The 15886-nt window shown below is 67.2% G+C and carries 17 protein-coding genes; 13 read left to right on the forward strand and 4 right to left on the reverse strand.

Going from position 1 to position 15886, the window contains the following annotated elements; genetic code table 11:
• Positions 1 to 211 precede the first annotated feature (211 nt).
• Together ABC138_RS16750 and ABC138_RS16755 are read right to left on the reverse strand one after the other, a co-directional pair.
• A complete protein-coding gene (locus ABC138_RS16750; RefSeq protein ID WP_068426070.1) occupies positions 212 to 1330 on the reverse strand; it encodes an ATP-binding protein in 1119 nt (372 codons plus the stop codon).
• Positions 1327 to 2022, reverse strand: a complete 696-nt coding sequence (locus tag ABC138_RS16755) for a response regulator transcription factor (protein ID WP_068426066.1) — start codon at positions 2020 to 2022, stop codon at positions 1327 to 1329. Before ABC138_RS16755 ends, ABC138_RS16750 begins: the two co-directional genes overlap by 4 nt.
• Before the next feature lie 183 nt (positions 2023 to 2205).
• Between ABC138_RS16755 and ABC138_RS16760 the strand changes: the two genes are divergently transcribed.
• From ABC138_RS16760 to ABC138_RS16775, 4 genes are all read left to right on the forward strand, one after another.
• Positions 2206 to 2439, forward strand: coding sequence for a hypothetical protein (locus ABC138_RS16760; protein ID WP_068426061.1), 234 nt, complete (start codon positions 2206 to 2208; stop codon positions 2437 to 2439).
• Between the two features lie 36 nt (positions 2440 to 2475).
• On the forward strand, positions 2476 to 3972 hold the full coding sequence (locus tag ABC138_RS16765) for a multicopper oxidase family protein (protein ID WP_068426057.1): 1497 nt from the start codon (positions 2476 to 2478) through the stop codon (positions 3970 to 3972).
• A gap of 44 nt (positions 3973 to 4016) precedes the next feature.
• Positions 4017 to 4865 carry a F510_1955 family glycosylhydrolase gene (locus ABC138_RS16770; RefSeq protein WP_245634841.1) on the forward strand — a complete coding sequence of 283 codons (849 nt, stop codon included), beginning with the start codon at positions 4017 to 4019 and terminating at the stop codon, positions 4863 to 4865.
• A gap of 125 nt (positions 4866 to 4990) precedes the next feature.
• Positions 4991 to 5593: a DUF305 domain-containing protein gene (locus ABC138_RS16775; protein WP_338539146.1), complete on the forward strand. Its 603-nt coding sequence runs from the start codon at positions 4991 to 4993 to the stop codon at positions 5591 to 5593.
• Between the two features lie 70 nt (positions 5594 to 5663).
• Here ABC138_RS16775 and ABC138_RS16780 read toward each other — a convergent pair whose 3' ends face one another.
• Positions 5664 to 6071, reverse strand: a complete 408-nt coding sequence (locus ABC138_RS16780) for a four-helix bundle copper-binding protein (RefSeq protein WP_068426053.1) — start codon at positions 6069 to 6071, stop codon at positions 5664 to 5666.
• 280 nt (positions 6072 to 6351) lie between these two features.
• On the opposite strand from ABC138_RS16780, the gene ABC138_RS16785 reads away from it, so the two are divergent.
• The 9 genes from ABC138_RS16785 to ABC138_RS16825 all read left to right on the forward strand — a co-directional run bounded on the left by ABC138_RS16785 (position 6352) and on the right by ABC138_RS16825 (position 15489).
• Positions 6352 to 6951 carry a YdhK family protein gene (locus ABC138_RS16785; protein WP_345914399.1) on the forward strand — a complete coding sequence of 200 codons (600 nt, stop codon included), beginning with the start codon at positions 6352 to 6354 and terminating at the stop codon, positions 6949 to 6951.
• Between the two features lie 118 nt (positions 6952 to 7069).
• Positions 7070 to 7411 (forward strand): NADH-quinone oxidoreductase subunit A, encoded by a 342-nt coding sequence (locus tag ABC138_RS16790; RefSeq protein ID WP_345914395.1) that lies wholly within the window; start codon positions 7070 to 7072, stop codon positions 7409 to 7411.
• Positions 7402 to 8550 carry a hypothetical protein gene (locus ABC138_RS16795; RefSeq protein ID WP_345914396.1) on the forward strand — a complete coding sequence of 383 codons (1149 nt, stop codon included), beginning with the start codon at positions 7402 to 7404 and terminating at the stop codon, positions 8548 to 8550. The genes ABC138_RS16790 and ABC138_RS16795 overlap by 10 nt, the downstream gene beginning before the upstream one ends.
• Positions 8543 to 9478, forward strand: coding sequence for a complex I subunit 1 family protein (locus tag ABC138_RS16800; protein WP_068426041.1), 936 nt, complete (start codon positions 8543 to 8545; stop codon positions 9476 to 9478). Before ABC138_RS16795 ends, ABC138_RS16800 begins: the two co-directional genes overlap by 8 nt.
• Before the next feature lie 3 nt (positions 9479 to 9481).
• Positions 9482 to 10045, forward strand: coding sequence for an NADH-quinone oxidoreductase subunit J (locus ABC138_RS16805; protein WP_068426038.1), 564 nt, complete (start codon positions 9482 to 9484; stop codon positions 10043 to 10045).
• On the forward strand, positions 10042 to 10344 hold the full coding sequence (locus tag ABC138_RS16810; RefSeq protein ID WP_068426035.1) for an NADH-quinone oxidoreductase subunit K: 303 nt from the start codon (positions 10042 to 10044) through the stop codon (positions 10342 to 10344). Before ABC138_RS16805 ends, ABC138_RS16810 begins: the two co-directional genes overlap by 4 nt.
• Positions 10341 to 12563 (forward strand): proton-conducting transporter membrane subunit, encoded by a 2223-nt coding sequence (locus tag ABC138_RS16815; protein WP_345914397.1) that lies wholly within the window; start codon positions 10341 to 10343, stop codon positions 12561 to 12563. The genes ABC138_RS16810 and ABC138_RS16815 overlap by 4 nt, the downstream gene beginning before the upstream one ends.
• A gap of 2 nt (positions 12564 to 12565) precedes the next feature.
• Positions 12566 to 14056: an NADH-quinone oxidoreductase subunit M gene (locus ABC138_RS16820; protein WP_068426028.1), complete on the forward strand. Its 1491-nt coding sequence runs from the start codon at positions 12566 to 12568 to the stop codon at positions 14054 to 14056.
• Between the two features lie 2 nt (positions 14057 to 14058).
• Positions 14059 to 15489 carry an NADH-quinone oxidoreductase subunit N gene (locus ABC138_RS16825; RefSeq protein WP_338539142.1) on the forward strand — a complete coding sequence of 477 codons (1431 nt, stop codon included), beginning with the start codon at positions 14059 to 14061 and terminating at the stop codon, positions 15487 to 15489.
• A gap of 139 nt (positions 15490 to 15628) precedes the next feature.
• Here ABC138_RS16825 and ABC138_RS16830 read toward each other — a convergent pair.
• Positions 15629 to 15886 (reverse strand): integrase core domain-containing protein (locus ABC138_RS16830; protein ID WP_345914398.1); only part of this gene is annotated, 258 nt, incomplete at its 5' end.

Consider the following 15886-nt stretch of genomic DNA (forward strand, 5'->3'; position numbering starts at 1 on the left):
CCGGCGCAACCCTGCTGATCATCGTCGGGACACTCCTGCTCACCGGCGGCTGGGATGCGATCGTCCAGCCGCTGCAAACCAAACTCATCAGCGAATGGGAAGTGCCCCTCTGACGAGAAGGAGCGTTGCCCACTGATGCCAGGTTCTGACCCACACAGGGCCGTGCAGTGACGATAGGCAACGCGACTAGCTCCCAGGACGCCTATGCTCCTCAGCGCCCAAGCGACAGGGAGATTGTGAAGCACGAGCCCTTCCCCGGACCGGGGCTGGATGCGGTGAGTCCTCCATGATGCGCGTCGATGATGGCCTTGCTGATGGTCAGACCGATGCCAGATCCTCGTTGGTCGTTGCTGCGGGCCGAGTCCCCGCGGTAGAAGCGTTCGAATGCGTGCTGTACCTGCTCGGGGGTCATGCCGTCGCCGGTGTCGGTGACGGTGATGATGGCCTCACCATCTTCACGGGTGGCCGTCAGGGTGACTGTTCCGCCTGCAGGGGTGTGCCGGTGTGCGTTGGTGAGGAGGTTGGTCATGACTTGGGCGAATCGGACGGGATCGACCAAGGTCTCGAGTCCTGTCGCCTCGTCAACGTCCAGGACCAGGTTGATGCCCTTCTCCGAGTAGCTGTCACGCATGCCCCCGTAGGCCGCCCGCAACAAGTCGGCCACCTTGTTGCGCTGGATGTCGAGGGCGAGGTGTCCTTCCTCGGCCGTGGAGACCTCGTTGATGTCCTCGGCCAGTCGCGCCAGCCGTTCCGTCTGGGCGGTCAACGCGAGACGAGAGTCATCACCCAGGGTCACTACGCCGTCGTGCAGCCCCTCGTGGTAGGCGCTCAAGGTCGCGATCGGCGTGCGAAGTTCGTGGGCGAGGTCGGAAAGCATCCGCCGTCGGGTGTCCTCGACTCCTTCCAAGCGGGACGCCATCACGTTGAATGCTCCGGCGAGGGTCTCGAGCTCAGTCCCCGCACCGACATAAGGTACGCGGGTGGAGTAATGGCCACGGCTCAGTTCGCGCGCGGCATAGGTCATCTGCGCCAGCGGTTGGCGCAGTCGTCGGGCGAGGAACCAAGCCACCGCAGTCGCGCCAGTCAGAGAGATGAGCAGGCTCACGCCCAAGGCGATGAGCGAAGCATCCCGAAAGGCCATCTCGATGTGGACCAGTTCGGGCGCGTTCTCCTGGTGCCCCGCTTGGAGGAGGTGGTCATGGAAGATCGGGGGACCGATAACGGCGGCGACGAGCCCGGCTGTCAGTGCTCCCGCAAGGAGTACCAGGATCTGGCCCGCGAATAATCGAGGCGCCAGACCCTTGGAGAGCTTGTTGACGCGCTTGTTCATCCAGGCCCCATCCGGTAACCGATGCCGCGCACCGTGGTGATGTAGCGAGCGAGATCGGGGTTGTCTCCGAGCTTGCGTCGCAGATGAGCGATGTGGACGTCGACCAGGTGCTCGTCCCCGACCCAGCCGCCCCCCCAGACCTCCTCGATGAGCTGCGCGCGGGAGAAGGCCATCGAGGGCCGTTGGGCCAGGGTCATCAGCAGATCCCGTTCGGTAGGTGTCAGCGGAACTGGTTCCCCCTTCAGGTGGACCTGCTGCCCGAGCGGGTCGACCTGAAGATCGCCGAATACCCATGGGGTTGCCGCAGCGGTGGAGTTGCCGGGGTTCCCGCCCCGTGGGCGACGCAGGACCGTCTGCACGCGTGCCACCAGCTCGCGCACGCTGAAGGGTTTGGTGACGTAGTCGTCGGCGCCCACGGACAGGCCGATCAGGGTGTCAATCTCGTCCGTCCGGGCGGTTACGACGATGACGTAGCAGTCGCTGAAGGTGCGGATCTGGCGGCAGACCTCGATGCCGTCCAGTCCGGGCAGTCCCAGGTCGAGGATCACCACGTCTGGGGACTGCTCTCGTGCTGCGTGTACTCCGGCGACGCCGTCGTGCTCGACGGCGGTCTGATACCCGCTGCGGGCGAGATAGGCGGCGATCATCTCCGCCAGCGTCTTCTCGTCCTCGATGATGAGCACCTTCGCCAACGGCTCGAGGGGGCTTCGTGTACTCACGACAGACAGTCTCACCCGAGGGCCGCACCACGGCCGACGTCAGCGGTGAATCGATGAGGATCTTCGTCAAACCTCAACGCGGCGACCACCCACCCATGACCTTCCCGCCGGAGCCTGTATGCATGCCGGAAGGTCGGCTTCAGGAAGGAGTCTCCGATGATGTGGAACCACGGCTGCGACGTAATGTGGCTGGGCATGGCCGCAGGGATCCTCGCCTTCTGGGTGATCGTCGTGCTCGCCGTGCGCGCACTGTTTCCCGGCCAGAGAAGCACCGCCACAGGCCCTACCCGGACCAACGCGCTGACGCTTCTTGACGAAGGACTGGCCCGCGGTGACCTGAGCGTCGATGAGTACGAGAAGCGACGTCACCTGATCATCCACGGCCGCTGACGTGCGTCGGTACATCGACGCTTGGAAGGGGAAACTATGAACACCATCACTCGCCGTGGCCTGCTGATCGGCGGTCTCGGTGCCGCTGGCGCAGCGAGCTTGGGAGCCTATGCCGCCACCCAAGGATCGGGTGCACGTGCGCCGAGGGGCACCTTCGGCGCTCCGACGCCTGTCTCACCAGGCCCTGGTCAGACGGTGGTGACCAAGACGTTGACCGCCAAGCCGATCACCCTCGATCTGGCGGGCCGCACCGTCTCGACCTGGGGATACGGCGACGCCGTGCCTGGTCCACTTGTGCGGGCCACCGCTGGCGATTTCCTGCGCGTCACCCTCGACAACCAACTTCCGGACGAGACCACCATCCACTGGCACGGTATTCGTCTGCGCAACCCGGCCGACGGCGTTCCCGGCATGACGCAGGACCCGGTGAAGCCGGAGACCTCCTACGTCTACGAGTTCACCGCGCCCGACCCGGGCACGTACTTCTTCCACCCCCACGTCGGCGTCCAGCTCGACCGGGGACTGTACGCCCCGTTGATCGTCGACGACCCGAACGAGCCAGGCGACTACGACACCGAGTGGGTCCTTGTCCTCGATGACTGGATCGACGGAACGGGCACCACGCCCAAGCAGGTCCTGGAGAAGCTCTTGGCCAATGACTCCGGATCCGGAGGCATGGGTGGCATGGGCCACGGCGAGATGGGTGGGATGAACCAGGGCGCCATGGACGAGGCCGAGCCGTGGGGTGACGCCGGAGACGTGGCCTACCCGTACTTCCTCATCAACGGACGGCCGCCAGCGGACCCCGAGACGCTCAATGCCAAGCCTGGGCAGAAGGCTCGTCTGCGAATCATCAACGCCGCCTCCGACACCATCTTCACCGTCGCTCTCGGGGGACACCGGATGACGATCACGCACAGCGATGGGTTCCCGGTCGAGCTGACCGAGACGGACGCGTTCTATATCGGGATGGGCGAACGTTACGACGCAATTGTCACCCTCGACGACGGAGTCTTCCCCTTGGTGGCCAAGCCGGTCGGCAAGACCAGCGGCGGTCAGGCCATGGCCCTGGTCCGTACCGGAAGCGGGGCCGCACCCGACGAGGACGCCAACCCACGAGAACTGACCGGACGGATCCTCATCGGCTCTGACCTGAGACCCGCCCCGGCAGCCAAGCTGCCCAGCAGGACACCCGATGCGACCACGAAGCTCACCCTCACTGGGTCGATGCAGCCCTACGAGTGGGGGATGAACGGAGCCCCGTTCGGCAGGAACGAACCCTTGAACGTCCAAGCCGGACAACGGTTGCGGATCAACGCCACCAACATGACGATGATGACTCACCCGCTGCACGTGCACGGCCACACCTTTGCCCTGCCGTCCGGGCTCAGGAAGGACACCGTCCTCATGGCCCCCATGCAGTCATTCCCCATCGACCTCGACGCCGACAACGAGGGCGACTGGATGATCCACTGCCACAACACCTACCACGCAGAGGCCGGCATGATGATCGCCCTGGAGTACACCGCATGATGTCCCGACGACGTGCTGACCGAGGTATCGCTGCCGTAATCGCAGTGGCGCTGTTGGCCAGCTGTTCTTCCATATCCGAGACCGGGAAACCTGAGGAGTCCACCAGCGTCGGGTCATCGACGAGCGCAGCAGCGGGCGAGGCGGCCGAGCAAGCCACCCCTCTGATTCATGTTCATGGGATCGCTCGTCACCCACGTACCGGCGACCTGCTGGTGGCCACCCACCAAGGCTTGTTCCATCAGGTCGACGGCGAGCTCGTCCGCAAGGGTCCTGCCATCGACCTGATGGGCTTCGCCATCGGCGACGACGGCACTCTCTACGCCTCCGGTCACCCAGCGCCCGGCACCGACCTCCCCCAGCCAGTAGGTCTCATCACGTCGCAGGACACGGGCCGTACTTGGCAAGTCGCCTCACTCGGCGGGCGCTCGGACTTCCACGCTCTGACCACCGGCCCGAACGGGGTCATCGGGTTCGACGGAACGCTTCGACACACCAGCGACACCAAGACCTGGACTGCGCGGGACATCCCTTCGCCACCCCGGGTACTGGCCGCCTCTCCCACGTCCGGGAAGTTGCTGGCCACCACCAGCGCCGGCCTGCTCATGAGCCAGGACGAGGGCGCCAACTGGGCCTCCCTCGATCCCCCAGAGACGGCCGTGCTCGCCGCCTGGGCCGACGAGGAGACCATCGTGATCTCGTCAGCCGCAGGAAGACTCGCAATCAGCAGCGACGTCGGCCAAACCTGGACCCTTCACCCCAGGAGCATCGGGGTGGCCGAAGCGCTGTGGGCGGGCCGTACCAGTGACGGGCAGGTGGAGATCATCGCGTCTGTCGAAGGGCAGGTGATCAGCACCAAGGATGCAGGAACTACCACCCAGACGTTGGTTCAGTGACCTGTCGTCGCCGTCCCTGTGCATCCGCGGGTGGCCTTCATCGAACCTCAACGAGAGCGGGGTCGAATCATCATCTCGCGACGTGAGGGTGGATGTGTCCGCAAAACATTGGCGAAGGAGTCCCCATGACCCGACTTGCACGGCGCGCTGCCCTCGTGGTCGCGACAACCCTCACCGCGGGTGCCTTGGCTGCCTGCTCCAGCGGCTCGGATGGATCCATGTCCGGGATGGACCATGACGAGACATCGATGAGCACCAGCGAGACGTCCACGGCGGCGGATGGCCGGCAAGGTGACGTCATGTTCGCCCAGATGATGATCCCCCACCACGAGCAAGCGATCACTATGGCCGACCTCGCGCTCGACCCTTCCGCCAAGGCATCAGGGAAGGTCCATGACTTCGCCAAGGACATCAAGGACGCCCAAGACCCGGAGATCCAGACGATGGGAGGTTGGCTCAAGGACTGGGATGCCCCCACCGCAAGCTCTTCCGGCATGGACCACGGGTCCGGGATGATGACGCAGGATGAGATGTCCAAACTCGAGTCGGCCACTGGCACCGAGTTCGACAAGAAGTGGCTCACCCTCATGATCGAGCACCATCAAGGCGCCGTAACCATGGCAGAGCAGGTTCTCACCACGACCGAGGACAAGGCAGTCAAGAGAACGGCCAAGAGCATCGTCAAGGCCCAGAAGGCCGAGATCAAGGCCATGCGACGCGAACTCTGAGCGCGGCATGGCCTTGGCGAGTTCGGCCGGCCGGATCACGGTGGGCGCGCGACCCGCTCCCGATAATCGGTCAGGTGAGCGAGGTGATCAACTCGCGGCAGGCCCGCTCGCACCGCCGGCACGCCTCGGCACAGACGCGGCAGTGCTCATGCATCGAGGCATGCTCCTCACAGCTGTCACCGCACGACTTGCAGGCTGTCGCACAGGCCTCGAGGAAAGCCCGCGTGACGTTGGCGTCGTAACCGGTGTGGCGCGAAAGCGCTGAGCCGGTCGTTGTGCAGATGTCCGCGCAATCGAGATTGGCGCGGATGCATGTGGTGAGATCAGCGACTGTGTCCTCACTCAGGCAGGCGTCGGCACAGGCGGTGCACGTCTGGGCGCACTCGAAGCAGGCTTGGATGCACTCGATCAACTTGGCTCTGTCGATGCCACCCAAATCTTTCGGGTAGGTCTCGAGCATCTGCTCCACGGTGTGCATGTTTGTACTCCTCATCAAGTGGGGCGACGCCACAACGGTCCATGCGGCGCGTCGACGAGAGTCCTTGGGCTACCCCAGTGAGGTAGGCCGAAACCTGCTCGTCTGGCACAGGAGCGGACAGCTGCTGGGCTATGTGCCCACGGTTGGTAACCATGCCCTGGTTCATGATGTCGGGACCTTGCTCGAACTGGTCCTGCTCCATCCGCACGCAGCGTACATACTGCTAGGGGGTAAGGGTATGAAAGTTCACGAGGAGAACAGCACGAAGGAAGGAAGATGCATGACGGCGGTCCATCGGAAGGTTCACGCGGCAGCGACTGCTGCGGCGGCAATTGCGCTGCTGGCAGGGTGCGGAGGAACAGCCGAAGATGACGCGACGCAGTCAACACAGTCGTCGATGACGTCTGACTCGTCCGCGTACAGCAGTGGGACCAGCGAGGCCATGGGCGGTCACAAGACTGATGGCGGACCTCCCCCAGAGGGCATCCAGCAGGCGAGTTCGCCGACGTATGCCGTGGGCACGAGGGTGACGTTGACTGCTGACCACATGCCGGGGATGAAGGGGGCCGAGGCGACCATCTCGGGCGCCTTCGACACGACGGCCTACTCCCTCAGCTACACGCCCACGGACGGCGGTGAGCGGGTCACGGACCACAAGTGGGTCGTTCACGAGGAGCTGGAGCACCCCGGCGACGCGCCAACGGAAGCGGGTACCGAGGTCGTCCTAGCTGCCGATCACATGGCCGGCATGGATGGCGCCGAGGCGACGATCGACAGCTCGACCGACGAGACGGTGTACATGGTCGACCTCACGATGGATGGCATGAAGATGACCAATCACAAGTGGGTCGTGGAGAGCGAGATCCAGCCACTCAAGTGACCTGAACGGTGAGATGCTGCTGAGTGCGCAGGGCGTGGCAGACGACGCCCCTTTTTGCGTTGATCCTCTGCTGCCTCACAGAAGTTTGTTGTCTAAAGGTCAAGAAGGGCGGATTGCGGTGTACGGGATCGTGGCGATGGCGCTGGTGGCTGTGTTCGCTGTGGCGTTCCTGTATGCGCTTCACCGGGCTGTCAGTGTGCTGGCCGAGCCACTGACGGTGCTCCCGGCGCAGTCGGGGTGGTTGCCCCAGGAGCATGCGCTCTCCCGATTCCACGCCCGCTGGTATCCCGCCTCCATCGTCTTCCTCGCCTTCGACGTCGAGATGCTGTTCATGTACCCGTGGGCAGTGATCGTGGCCGAGGAAGGGATGACTGCGGTGGTGGAGATGTTCCTCTTCCTCGGAGCCCTGCTCATCGCAGTGACGTGGGCCTGGCGGGAGGGGGTCTTCCGATGGGCCTGATCCGGGTCCTCGCCCATCTGGCGGTCAACTCCACCCGTGTCCTGATCGTCGAGGCACCGGGTCACTGGCTCACGCGCGTGGAGCTCGAGCAGCAGATGGCGCTCCGAGGCTGGCGTGCGGCATGGACGCCGGCAAATGCGGACGTGCTGGCCGTCTGCGGTGTGCCAGGTCCCGAGCTGGCAGAACTCGCGGAGCGCCTGTGGGAGCAGATGCCCGGCCCGCGGGCGCGCGTCGACGTCGCCTCGCCGGCGGTTGTGGGTTCTGCTCTCGAGGACGCGGCAACGCTCCTTCTCGATACCCCGTATCACCGGGCGGATGCCGGGGAGAGGGCGCAAGAGCCTCGGATTCCTGAGGATCACGGTCAAATGCGCCACGAGGGCATGGACCACCAGGGCATGGACCACGGTGGGCACGAGGGCATGGACCACGGTGGCCACGGGGGTCACGGCGGGATGGACATGGCCCCGGCCGGGATCGCGTTGGCCCAGGGCGGTCAGGACCGGGACGGTCTGGAGATGGATGTCCTGCATCTACCGCTCGGCCCTGTGCTTCCGTTTTGGCCGGCTGGACTGGTGCTGCTCTGCTCGCTACAGGGTGATGTCGTGGTCGATGCCGTGGCGTCCGTCGTCGACGGTGCGGGCCAGGCAGCCAGCAGCAAGGAGCCCCAGAACCCACTGGTGCCTGCGTCTGCAGTGCGGTGCGATGGAGTCATGGCGCTGCTGGCGTTGGCCGGGGCGGATGATGCGGCCGCGCGTGCTCGCCGGGCTCGGGACGCCCTGGTGCGTGGCGATCAGGGTGCCGCCCGGGATGCCGTCGAGCGGTTGCACCGCACGGTGCGGAGGTCCTGGTTGCTCCGCTGGTCCCTGCGGGGGGTGCTGGTCCTCGATCAGTTCGATCTGGCACGGCACGACCTGCCGGAGGTTTGCCGAGGAGACGCCCACGACCGCCTGTCGTCCACGGTGGAGAGGCTCCGGAGCGAGGTGTGCGGCGCAGCCCCGGTGCCCGAGGAGACTGGCGCAGTGCCGTGGGAGACGATGTCGCACCTGGTGACCGGGTTGGAGCTGGCCACCGTGCGTCTGGCCGTGGCCAGCTTAAATCTGGAACCCGTCTCGACCGTCCAGGGGGTCGGGAATGCCTGACGGCGTGCTGGTGACCGCTCCTGTGGGGTGGGCCGTGCTGGCCGGTATCCTCCTGTGCGCTCTGGCCTACGTCGCGGTGACCCTGGACGCGGTGCTCTCGGCCCGGCAACTGGGTGTGCGCGGCGGGTGGACCGCGCCCCTGAGCCGCGCTGCGCGGCTGTTGCGGCAACGCCGCCGCGCCCCCGTGGCCGCGGACACTCTGCTGTGGCGGATCGGTGGCGCCGGGATGTTCATCGGCGCGTTCTTGACGGTCGCGGTCATTCCGATGGGCCGGTGGGTGCTGGCCGATCCCGATGTGGGCATCGTGTGGTTCAACGTCGTCGACGTCATGGTCTGGGCCCTGGTGTGGCTGACCGGGTGGGGCGCAAACTCCGCCCACAGCTTGGTGGGCGGCTACCGCTTCCTGGCCCATGGACTTGCCTACGAACTGCCGCTGATGTTCGCCCTGGTCGCGCCGGCGATCGCCGCCGGCAGCCTGGGTGTCGGGGACGTGGTGGCCGCCCAGGACGGCGCGTGGTTCGTGGCGTGGATGCCGGTCGCCTTCCTCGTCTACCTGGTGGGCGTGACGGGGTTCTCCGTGTGGGGACCGTTTGCTCCCGCGCTGGCAGCAGACATCGCCGGCGGGGTGCTGGCCGAGTTCTCGGCCGTGGACCGTCTCGTCTTTCAGGCTGGGCGCTACCTGTTCCTGACCGCTGGAGCGGCCTTCTCAGTGCCGCTGTTCCTGGGCGGTGGCGCCGGGCCGGTGTTGCCCGGCTGGGCCTGGGTGCTGGTCAAGACCGTGGTGGTGTTGGCCGTGCTGGTATGGCTGCGCCGAAAGGTTCCGCTGTTGCGCCCGGACCGGTTCATGGAGATCGGGTGGATGGTGCTGCTCCCGGCGGCCGTGGCCCAGGACCTGTTGGTGTCCCTCATCGTCGTGTCGGGAGGTTGAGCCGTGCTGACCGGAGTGGCGTTCTGGGTGCTGGCGGTGGTGGCCGTGGCCTCGGGCGTGGCCGTGTTCGTGGTGGACTCCATGGCACGAGCCACGTATGCCCTGGCCCTGTCGTTCATCGCCGTGGGAGTGCAGATCCTTCTGCTGGAGCAGGGCTACCTGGGGTTGATAACGATCTTGATGATGGTGATGGAGATGGCGGTGATGGCCGTCTACATGGTGATGTTCATGGGGATGAATCCTGCGCTGATGCCCATGGACATGACCCACGGGAAGAAGACCGCGATCGGTGCATCGGTCGGAGCCTTCGTGCTGCTGGCCGGTGGTGCGCTGTTCATCCCTTGGCCGCAGCGCCGTGGCGCCGCTTCCGAGGATCTCACTCGCGCGCTCGGTCTGGAGATCATGGGCGAGAAGATGCTGGTCATGGCCGTGCTGGGACCGGTCATGGTCGCGACCATCGTGGCCGGGGTGGTCCTGGCTACCCACCGCACCCGCTATGACCGGTTCGGCGACGATCTGCGCCGCCACCCGGCCAACGACCCCCAACAAGGAGGTGTCGGCCGGTGACCCTCGAGGCTGTGCTGGTGGTGGCTGCCGCCCTGTTTTCGGTGGGCCTGTATGGCGCCCTGTCCCAGCAGGTCGTCGTGATGGTGATGATGGGCCTTGAGCTGATGATCAACGGGGTGCTTCTGGCTGCCGCCGGGTTCTGGTTCTTCTTGGCCCCGGACCCGACCGGGCAGGTCCTGCTGCTGGTGGTGCTGGCCGCGATGACGGTGGAGATGGCCATGGGCTTCGCGGTGGCCACGCTGTTGCACCGACGGGCACAGACGGACATGACCGACATGGCCGAGGAGCTGTCCGGATGAACGGGCCCCAAACTGCGCTGCTGGCGATGGTGGTACTCCCGGCCACCGTGGGTGGCGTGCTCGCCCTCGCCCGCCCGCACCGTGGTGCGGTACCGATCGCGCTGGTGACCTCCGGGCTCACGACTGTCTTGGCGTTCGCCACTGCGCTGGCGCGGCCGGCCGTGTCCTACCCTTTCGTCGTCGGCGCCGACTTTGCCCTGGACGTCGATGCCCTCGCGGCGCTGCTCGTGCCAATGATCGCCACCGTGACCTTCCTGGTGCTGATCTTCGCGGCGGGAAACATCCGGGCGTCCCGGGCCCGCTTCCATGGGCTGATGCTCATCTTCGCGGCGGCCGCCCTGGTCACGGCGACCGCCGCGACCATCCCGGCGCTGCTGTTCGCCTGGGAGGTGATGGGCGCGACCTCCTACGCCCTGATCGGGTTTTGGTGGCGCGACTGCGACCGTGTCTCAGCGGGCCTGACGGCCTTCATCACGACGCGCACAGCTGACTTGGGCCTCTACGTCGCTGCGGGCGCTGCCCTGGCCGGTGGGGCGGGCATGGCCTTGGCTGACCTCTCTGCCGCCCAAGGGCCGTGGCGGGATGTCGCCGCTGCCGGGATCCTGGTGGCGGCACTGGGCAAGGCAGCGCAACTGCCCTTCTCCTTCTGGCTCTCCGGAGCGATGAAGGGCCCCAGCCCGGTCAGCGCGCTGCTGCACTCCGCTGCGATGGTCGCCATGGGGGGCTACCTGCTGTTGCGCGTGGAGCCCCTGTTGGCCGCGACCGGGTGGGCCGGTCCGCTGACCGCGTGGGTCGGCGTGCTCACGGCGGTGCTCATGGGGCTGGTGGCGTTGGCGCAGCGGGATCTCAAGCAGTTGTTGGCCGCTTCCACGGCCGCCCAGCTGGGTTTCGTGGTGCTCGCCGCCGGTGTCGGCGCGGTTAGTGGCGGCGTCGCCCACCTGGTGGCGCACGCCTCGGTCAAGGCGCTGCTGTTCCTGGCTGCGGGCGCCTGGCTGACCGCGTTGGGGACCGAGGACCTGACGAAACTGCGGGGTGTCGCCCGTCGGTGGCCGGTCGTGGGGGTGGCCGCGAGCGTGGCGGCGCTGGCTCTGGCCGGGATCGCACCGTTGTCCCTGTGGGCGACCAAGGATGCTGTGCTCACGGCCGCGCTCGAGTCATCCCCGTGGCTCTACGCCGCCGGGCTGGTCGCCGCGGCATTGTCGGCCGCCTATGCCGGCAAGGTCCTGTGGGCAATCTGGCGGCGCGGTGCCCGCGCCGAAGCGCGGGCCGACGACCCCGGCGAGGTCAGCATCCTGGAGCAGGCCCCGCTGGTCGTGTTTGCCGTTGGCGCGGTCGTGCTGGGTGTGCTCGCCCTGCCTCCGATCAGTGGCATGCTCGCCGGCACCCTGGGCGGCCACGCTCAGACCCCGACCGTCGAGCTGGCCATCTCAGCTGGGATCGCAGTGGTCGTGGTGCTGCTGATGCTGCGAGTGCGTGCCCACGCGCCGAGGTGGGCTCGGCGGTGGCTGGGGCTGGAAGCGGCGGCGCAGACCGTCGTGGTGCGCCCGTCCTTGACCGTGGCGCACGCTCTGGCGCGCTTCGACGACCACGTCCTGGACCGGTCCGTGAATGCCGTGGCCGGGTCGGTCCGCATGCTGGCGCGGGCAGCGGCCCGCGTCGATGACCACGTCCTGGACCGGGGCGTGTATGCCGTGGCCGGGGCGGTCCTCATGCTGGCGCGGTCAGCTGCCCGCGGCGATGACCACGTCCTGGACCGGTCCGTGAATGCCGTGGCCGGGTCGGTCCTCACGTTGGCGCGGTCAGCTGCCCGCGTCGATGACCACGTCCTGGACCGGTCCGTGAATGCCGTGGCCGGGTCGGTCCGCATGCTGGCGCGGGCAGCGGCCCGCGTCGATGACCACGTCCTGGACCGGGGCGTGTATGCCGTGGCCGGGGCGGTCCTCATGCTGGCGCGGTCAGCTGCCCGCGGCGATGACCACGTCCTGGACCGGTCCGTGAATGCCGTGGCCGGGTCGGTCCTCATGCTGGCGCGGTCAGCTGCCCGCGTCGATGACCACGTCCTGGACCGGGTCGTGTCGGTTATCGCCGGCCGGGTTCGCCGACTCGGGCACCTGGCGCGGGCCCCGCAGACAGGGGCCATCCACCAATACTTCCTCCAGACCGTCGCCGTCCTCGCCGCCGGCGCCGTGGTCTGGTCCGTCTACGCCGTGATGGGTTGAGCATGCTGAGTCTGATCGTCTTCCTTCCCCTGGTCGTCGCGGTAGTCGTGGCTGCGGTTCCCTCGCTCGGCGCCGCGGCCGCGCGGTGGGTGTGGGTCGCGGTCAGCGCCGTGGAGCTGGTGCTCGTCGGCGTCCTCTGGGCCGGGTATGAGGACCCGGGGCCGAACGGGTTGGCGTTCGAGGAGCAGGCGCCGTGGATCCCGGGGGTCGGCAGCAGCTACCACGTCGGCGTGGACGGGCTCTCGTTGCCGCTGGTGGCCATGACGGCGATCATCTTCTTCGCGTGCGCCGTCTACGCTCTTCGGGACGGTGAGCGGCCCCGTGCGCAGACGGCTCTCTTCCTGTTCCTGCAGGCAGTAAGTCTCGGGGTGTTCGTGGCTGCCGACCTCATCGTGTTCTTCGTCTTCTTCGATCTGTCCATCGTGGGCATGTACTTCGTCATCGCTGGGTGGGGTCACGGGAATGCCGCCCGTTCGGCACTGAAGTTCTTCCTCTACACCTTCTTGGGGTCCCTTGCCCTCCTGCTGGGCTTCATCGGCCTGTACGTGGCCTCGGACCCACACACCTTCGACATCCCCGAGCTCGTCGCGGCCACGCCGCTGGAGGACAGCCCGCTGGCCGGAGGACTGGTGCTGGCGGCGATCCTGGTGGGTCTGGCCGTGAAGACCCCCACCGTGCCCTTCCACACCTGGCTGCCCCCCGCCCACACCGACGCCCCGGCCACCGGCTCGGCGGTGCTGGCCGGGGTGCTGCTGAAGATGGGCACCTATGGCTTCGTGCGCATCGCCATGCCGATCCTGCCCGAGGCGTGGCGCGGATGGGCCTGGGTGATCGTGGTGGTCGGCATCGTCTCGGTGCTGTACGGAGCATTCGTGGCACTGGCCCAGACCAACCTCAAACGCATGATCGCCTACACCTCCGTAAACCACATGGGCTACATCGTCTTGGCCCTGGGCGCGGTCGGCCTCATCGCCGGTGACACCGCCCAGGCCCGTTCCGTGGCCGTCACTGGCGCGGTTGTGCAGATGGTCAGCCACGGGCTGATCACTGCCGCGCTCTTCCTCCTGGCCGGGGTGATGCGCACCCGCGCCGGCACCTACGACCTGGGTGCCTACGGTGGCCTGGCTACACCCGCGCCGCGTTTCGCGGCACTGTTCGCGATCGCGGCCTTCGCCTCGCTGGGCCTGCCCGGGTTCTCCGGGTTCATCGCTGAGTTCCAGATCTTTGCCGGCAGCATCGCCGTCGCCCCGGTCACCGCGATCGCTCTGCCGGGCATCCTGCTCACTGCCACCCTGTTCCTGCTGGCGCTGCAGCGAGTCTTCACCGGCCCCACGCAGGGTCAGTCGCCCGGGTTCGCGGACCTGCACGGTCGAGAGCTGTGGTCGATCGGCCCACTGCTGGCCCTGTCCCTGCTCATCGGGGTGCTACCGCAGGTGCTGCTCGGGGTGATCGAGCCGGCCTCGGCCGCCCTCGTCGACCTGGTCGGCAGGTAACCGTGGACGCCTCGATGCAGATGCGCCCCGAACTGTTGCTCCCAGAGATCATCACCTTCCTCGGTGGCCTGATCGTCCTGCTGGGGGGCTCGTTCCTGCCCAGACACCGGCAGTGGATCGCCCGCGCCGTGGCCGCCCTGGCGCTACTGGGTGCCGCGACCGCGGCGGCCCTGGCCATGGCCGGGCCCGCGCAGACCGCATTCTCGGGAACCTTCGCCGTGGACACCGCCACCGGCGCCGCCCGGGTGATCGCCGCGTTGGCCACCCTGCTGGTCCTGGGCGTGGCCTCCGGAGAGATCGCCAACTCCCCGCGCGAGTCCGACACCTACGCCCTGCTGCTCTTCGCCACCACCGGGGTCATGGTTCTGGCCGCGACCACCGACCTGCTCGTGCTCATCGTCGGATTCCTGCTGGCCAGCATCCCCCTGTACGGGATCGTGGGCCTGACCGGCGGTCGCTCCGGGGCCGAGGCCGCCATGAAGACCTACCTAATGGGCGCACTGTCCGGGATCCTGCTCATGCTTGGGGTCACCCTCCTCTACGCCCTGACCGGCGCCACCGACTACGCCCAGCTCAAAGACGAACTACCTGGCGCCCCGGCCGCAGCCGTGGGCGCGGGCGTGCTGTGCGTGCTCACCGGGCTGCTGTTCAAGGCCGGCGGAGCGCCCGTCCACTTCTGGATCCCCGACGCAGCACAAGGCACCGGCGTGACGGCCGCGACCTTCCTCACCACCGTGCCCAAGATCGGAGCACTGGTGGCCATCTACCGGTTCGTGGCCACGATCTCTGCCGGGAACGAGACATGGTTGATCGTCACGGCAGCCCTGGCCACGGCCTCGATGTTCCTGGGCAACCTCGCCGCCTACTGGCAGCGTGATCCCCGCCGGCTGCTGGGCTGGTCAACCGTGGCCCAGGTCGGGTTCCTTCTCGTTCCTGTGGCCGCCGCCGGCCGCAGTGACCTCGCCCTGCCCTCACTGCTGTTCTATCTCGCCGCCTACGCCCTGACCAACGTGGCTGCCTTCGCGGTCACCGCGGCCCTTCCCGAGCGCCGAGACCTGACCGCCTACCGTGGGCTGGTCCACGAACGCCCCGGGCTCACACTCGCCCTGCTCGTCGCACTGCTCGGCCTAGTGGGCACCCCACCGACGGCCGTGTTCGTCGGCAAGCTCACCACCGCCACCGCCGCTTGGGACGGTGGACACAGCTGGCTGGCCCTGCTCGTGATGCTCAACAGCCTGCTCAGCCTCTTCTACTACCTCCGCTGGTTCGGTCCTGTCTTCGCCCGCCCCACCCAGGAATCCGCGACCCGTCGCCGCACGGGCGGGGACGCCTGGGCTGCCGCCACAGCCGGTGTCGCCGCCACCGCAAGCCTGACCCTCGGGATCGTTGCCGGCACCCTGTGGACGGCTCTAGAGGGGCCCTTGCTGCTCTAGTGTCGCGTTCCTGAGGTGCTTGGGAGGCTCTAGGTACGCGATAGGGATTGATCCTGAAGGCCCGCCCGCCGCAACTATCGACGGTGACCCCGTCCAACTCGAGAAGGTGGTCTGAAGCGCCCCAGGTTCTGCGCCGCTCCTATACGGGTTGCGGCTCTCGGATGAGGGCCGCGTAGTGGGCTTGCTCGTACTCCACTGGGGTCATCATCCCAAGGGTGGAGTGCAGGCGCGTGTTGTTGTACCAGTCGACCCAGCCTGCGGTGGCGTACTCGACCTCGGCGAGGGTCCGGTAGGGCCCGGGGTGGAAGACCGTGGTGCGGATGCACTCGGTCTTGAAGAGCCCGATCACGCACTCCATCAGCGCGTTGATGCTCCTATAGATCGTCAAGTCGATCAG

Source organism: Janibacter sp. LM, from assembly GCF_039631275.1.
GTDB classification, from domain to species: Bacteria; Actinomycetota; Actinomycetes; order Actinomycetales; family Dermatophilaceae; genus Janibacter; species Janibacter terrae.

Excerpts from the sequence above, each read along its gene's own strand:
- ABC138_RS16780 (WP_068426053.1), bottom strand. The coding sequence starts at position 6,071 with ATGCACACCGTGGAGCAGATGCTCGAGACCTACCCGAAAGATTTGGGT.
- ABC138_RS16795 (WP_345914396.1), top strand. The coding sequence starts at position 7,402 with ATGGGCCTGATCCGGGTCCTCGCCCATCTGGCGGTCAACTCCACCCGT.
- ABC138_RS16820 (WP_068426028.1), top strand. The coding sequence starts at position 12,566 with ATGCTGAGTCTGATCGTCTTCCTTCCCCTGGTCGTCGCGGTAGTCGTG.
- ABC138_RS16800 (WP_068426041.1), top strand. The coding sequence starts at position 8,543 with ATGCCTGACGGCGTGCTGGTGACCGCTCCTGTGGGGTGGGCCGTGCTG.
- ABC138_RS16785 (WP_345914399.1), top strand. The coding sequence starts at position 6,352 with ATGACGGCGGTCCATCGGAAGGTTCACGCGGCAGCGACTGCTGCGGCG.
- ABC138_RS16750 (WP_068426070.1), bottom strand. The coding sequence starts at position 1,330 with ATGAACAAGCGCGTCAACAAGCTCTCCAAGGGTCTGGCGCCTCGATTA.
- ABC138_RS16765 (WP_068426057.1), top strand. The coding sequence starts at position 2,476 with ATGAACACCATCACTCGCCGTGGCCTGCTGATCGGCGGTCTCGGTGCC.
- ABC138_RS16775 (WP_338539146.1), top strand. The coding sequence starts at position 4,991 with ATGACCCGACTTGCACGGCGCGCTGCCCTCGTGGTCGCGACAACCCTC.
- ABC138_RS16760 (WP_068426061.1), top strand. The coding sequence starts at position 2,206 with ATGATGTGGAACCACGGCTGCGACGTAATGTGGCTGGGCATGGCCGCA.
- ABC138_RS16815 (WP_345914397.1), top strand. The coding sequence starts at position 10,341 with ATGAACGGGCCCCAAACTGCGCTGCTGGCGATGGTGGTACTCCCGGCC.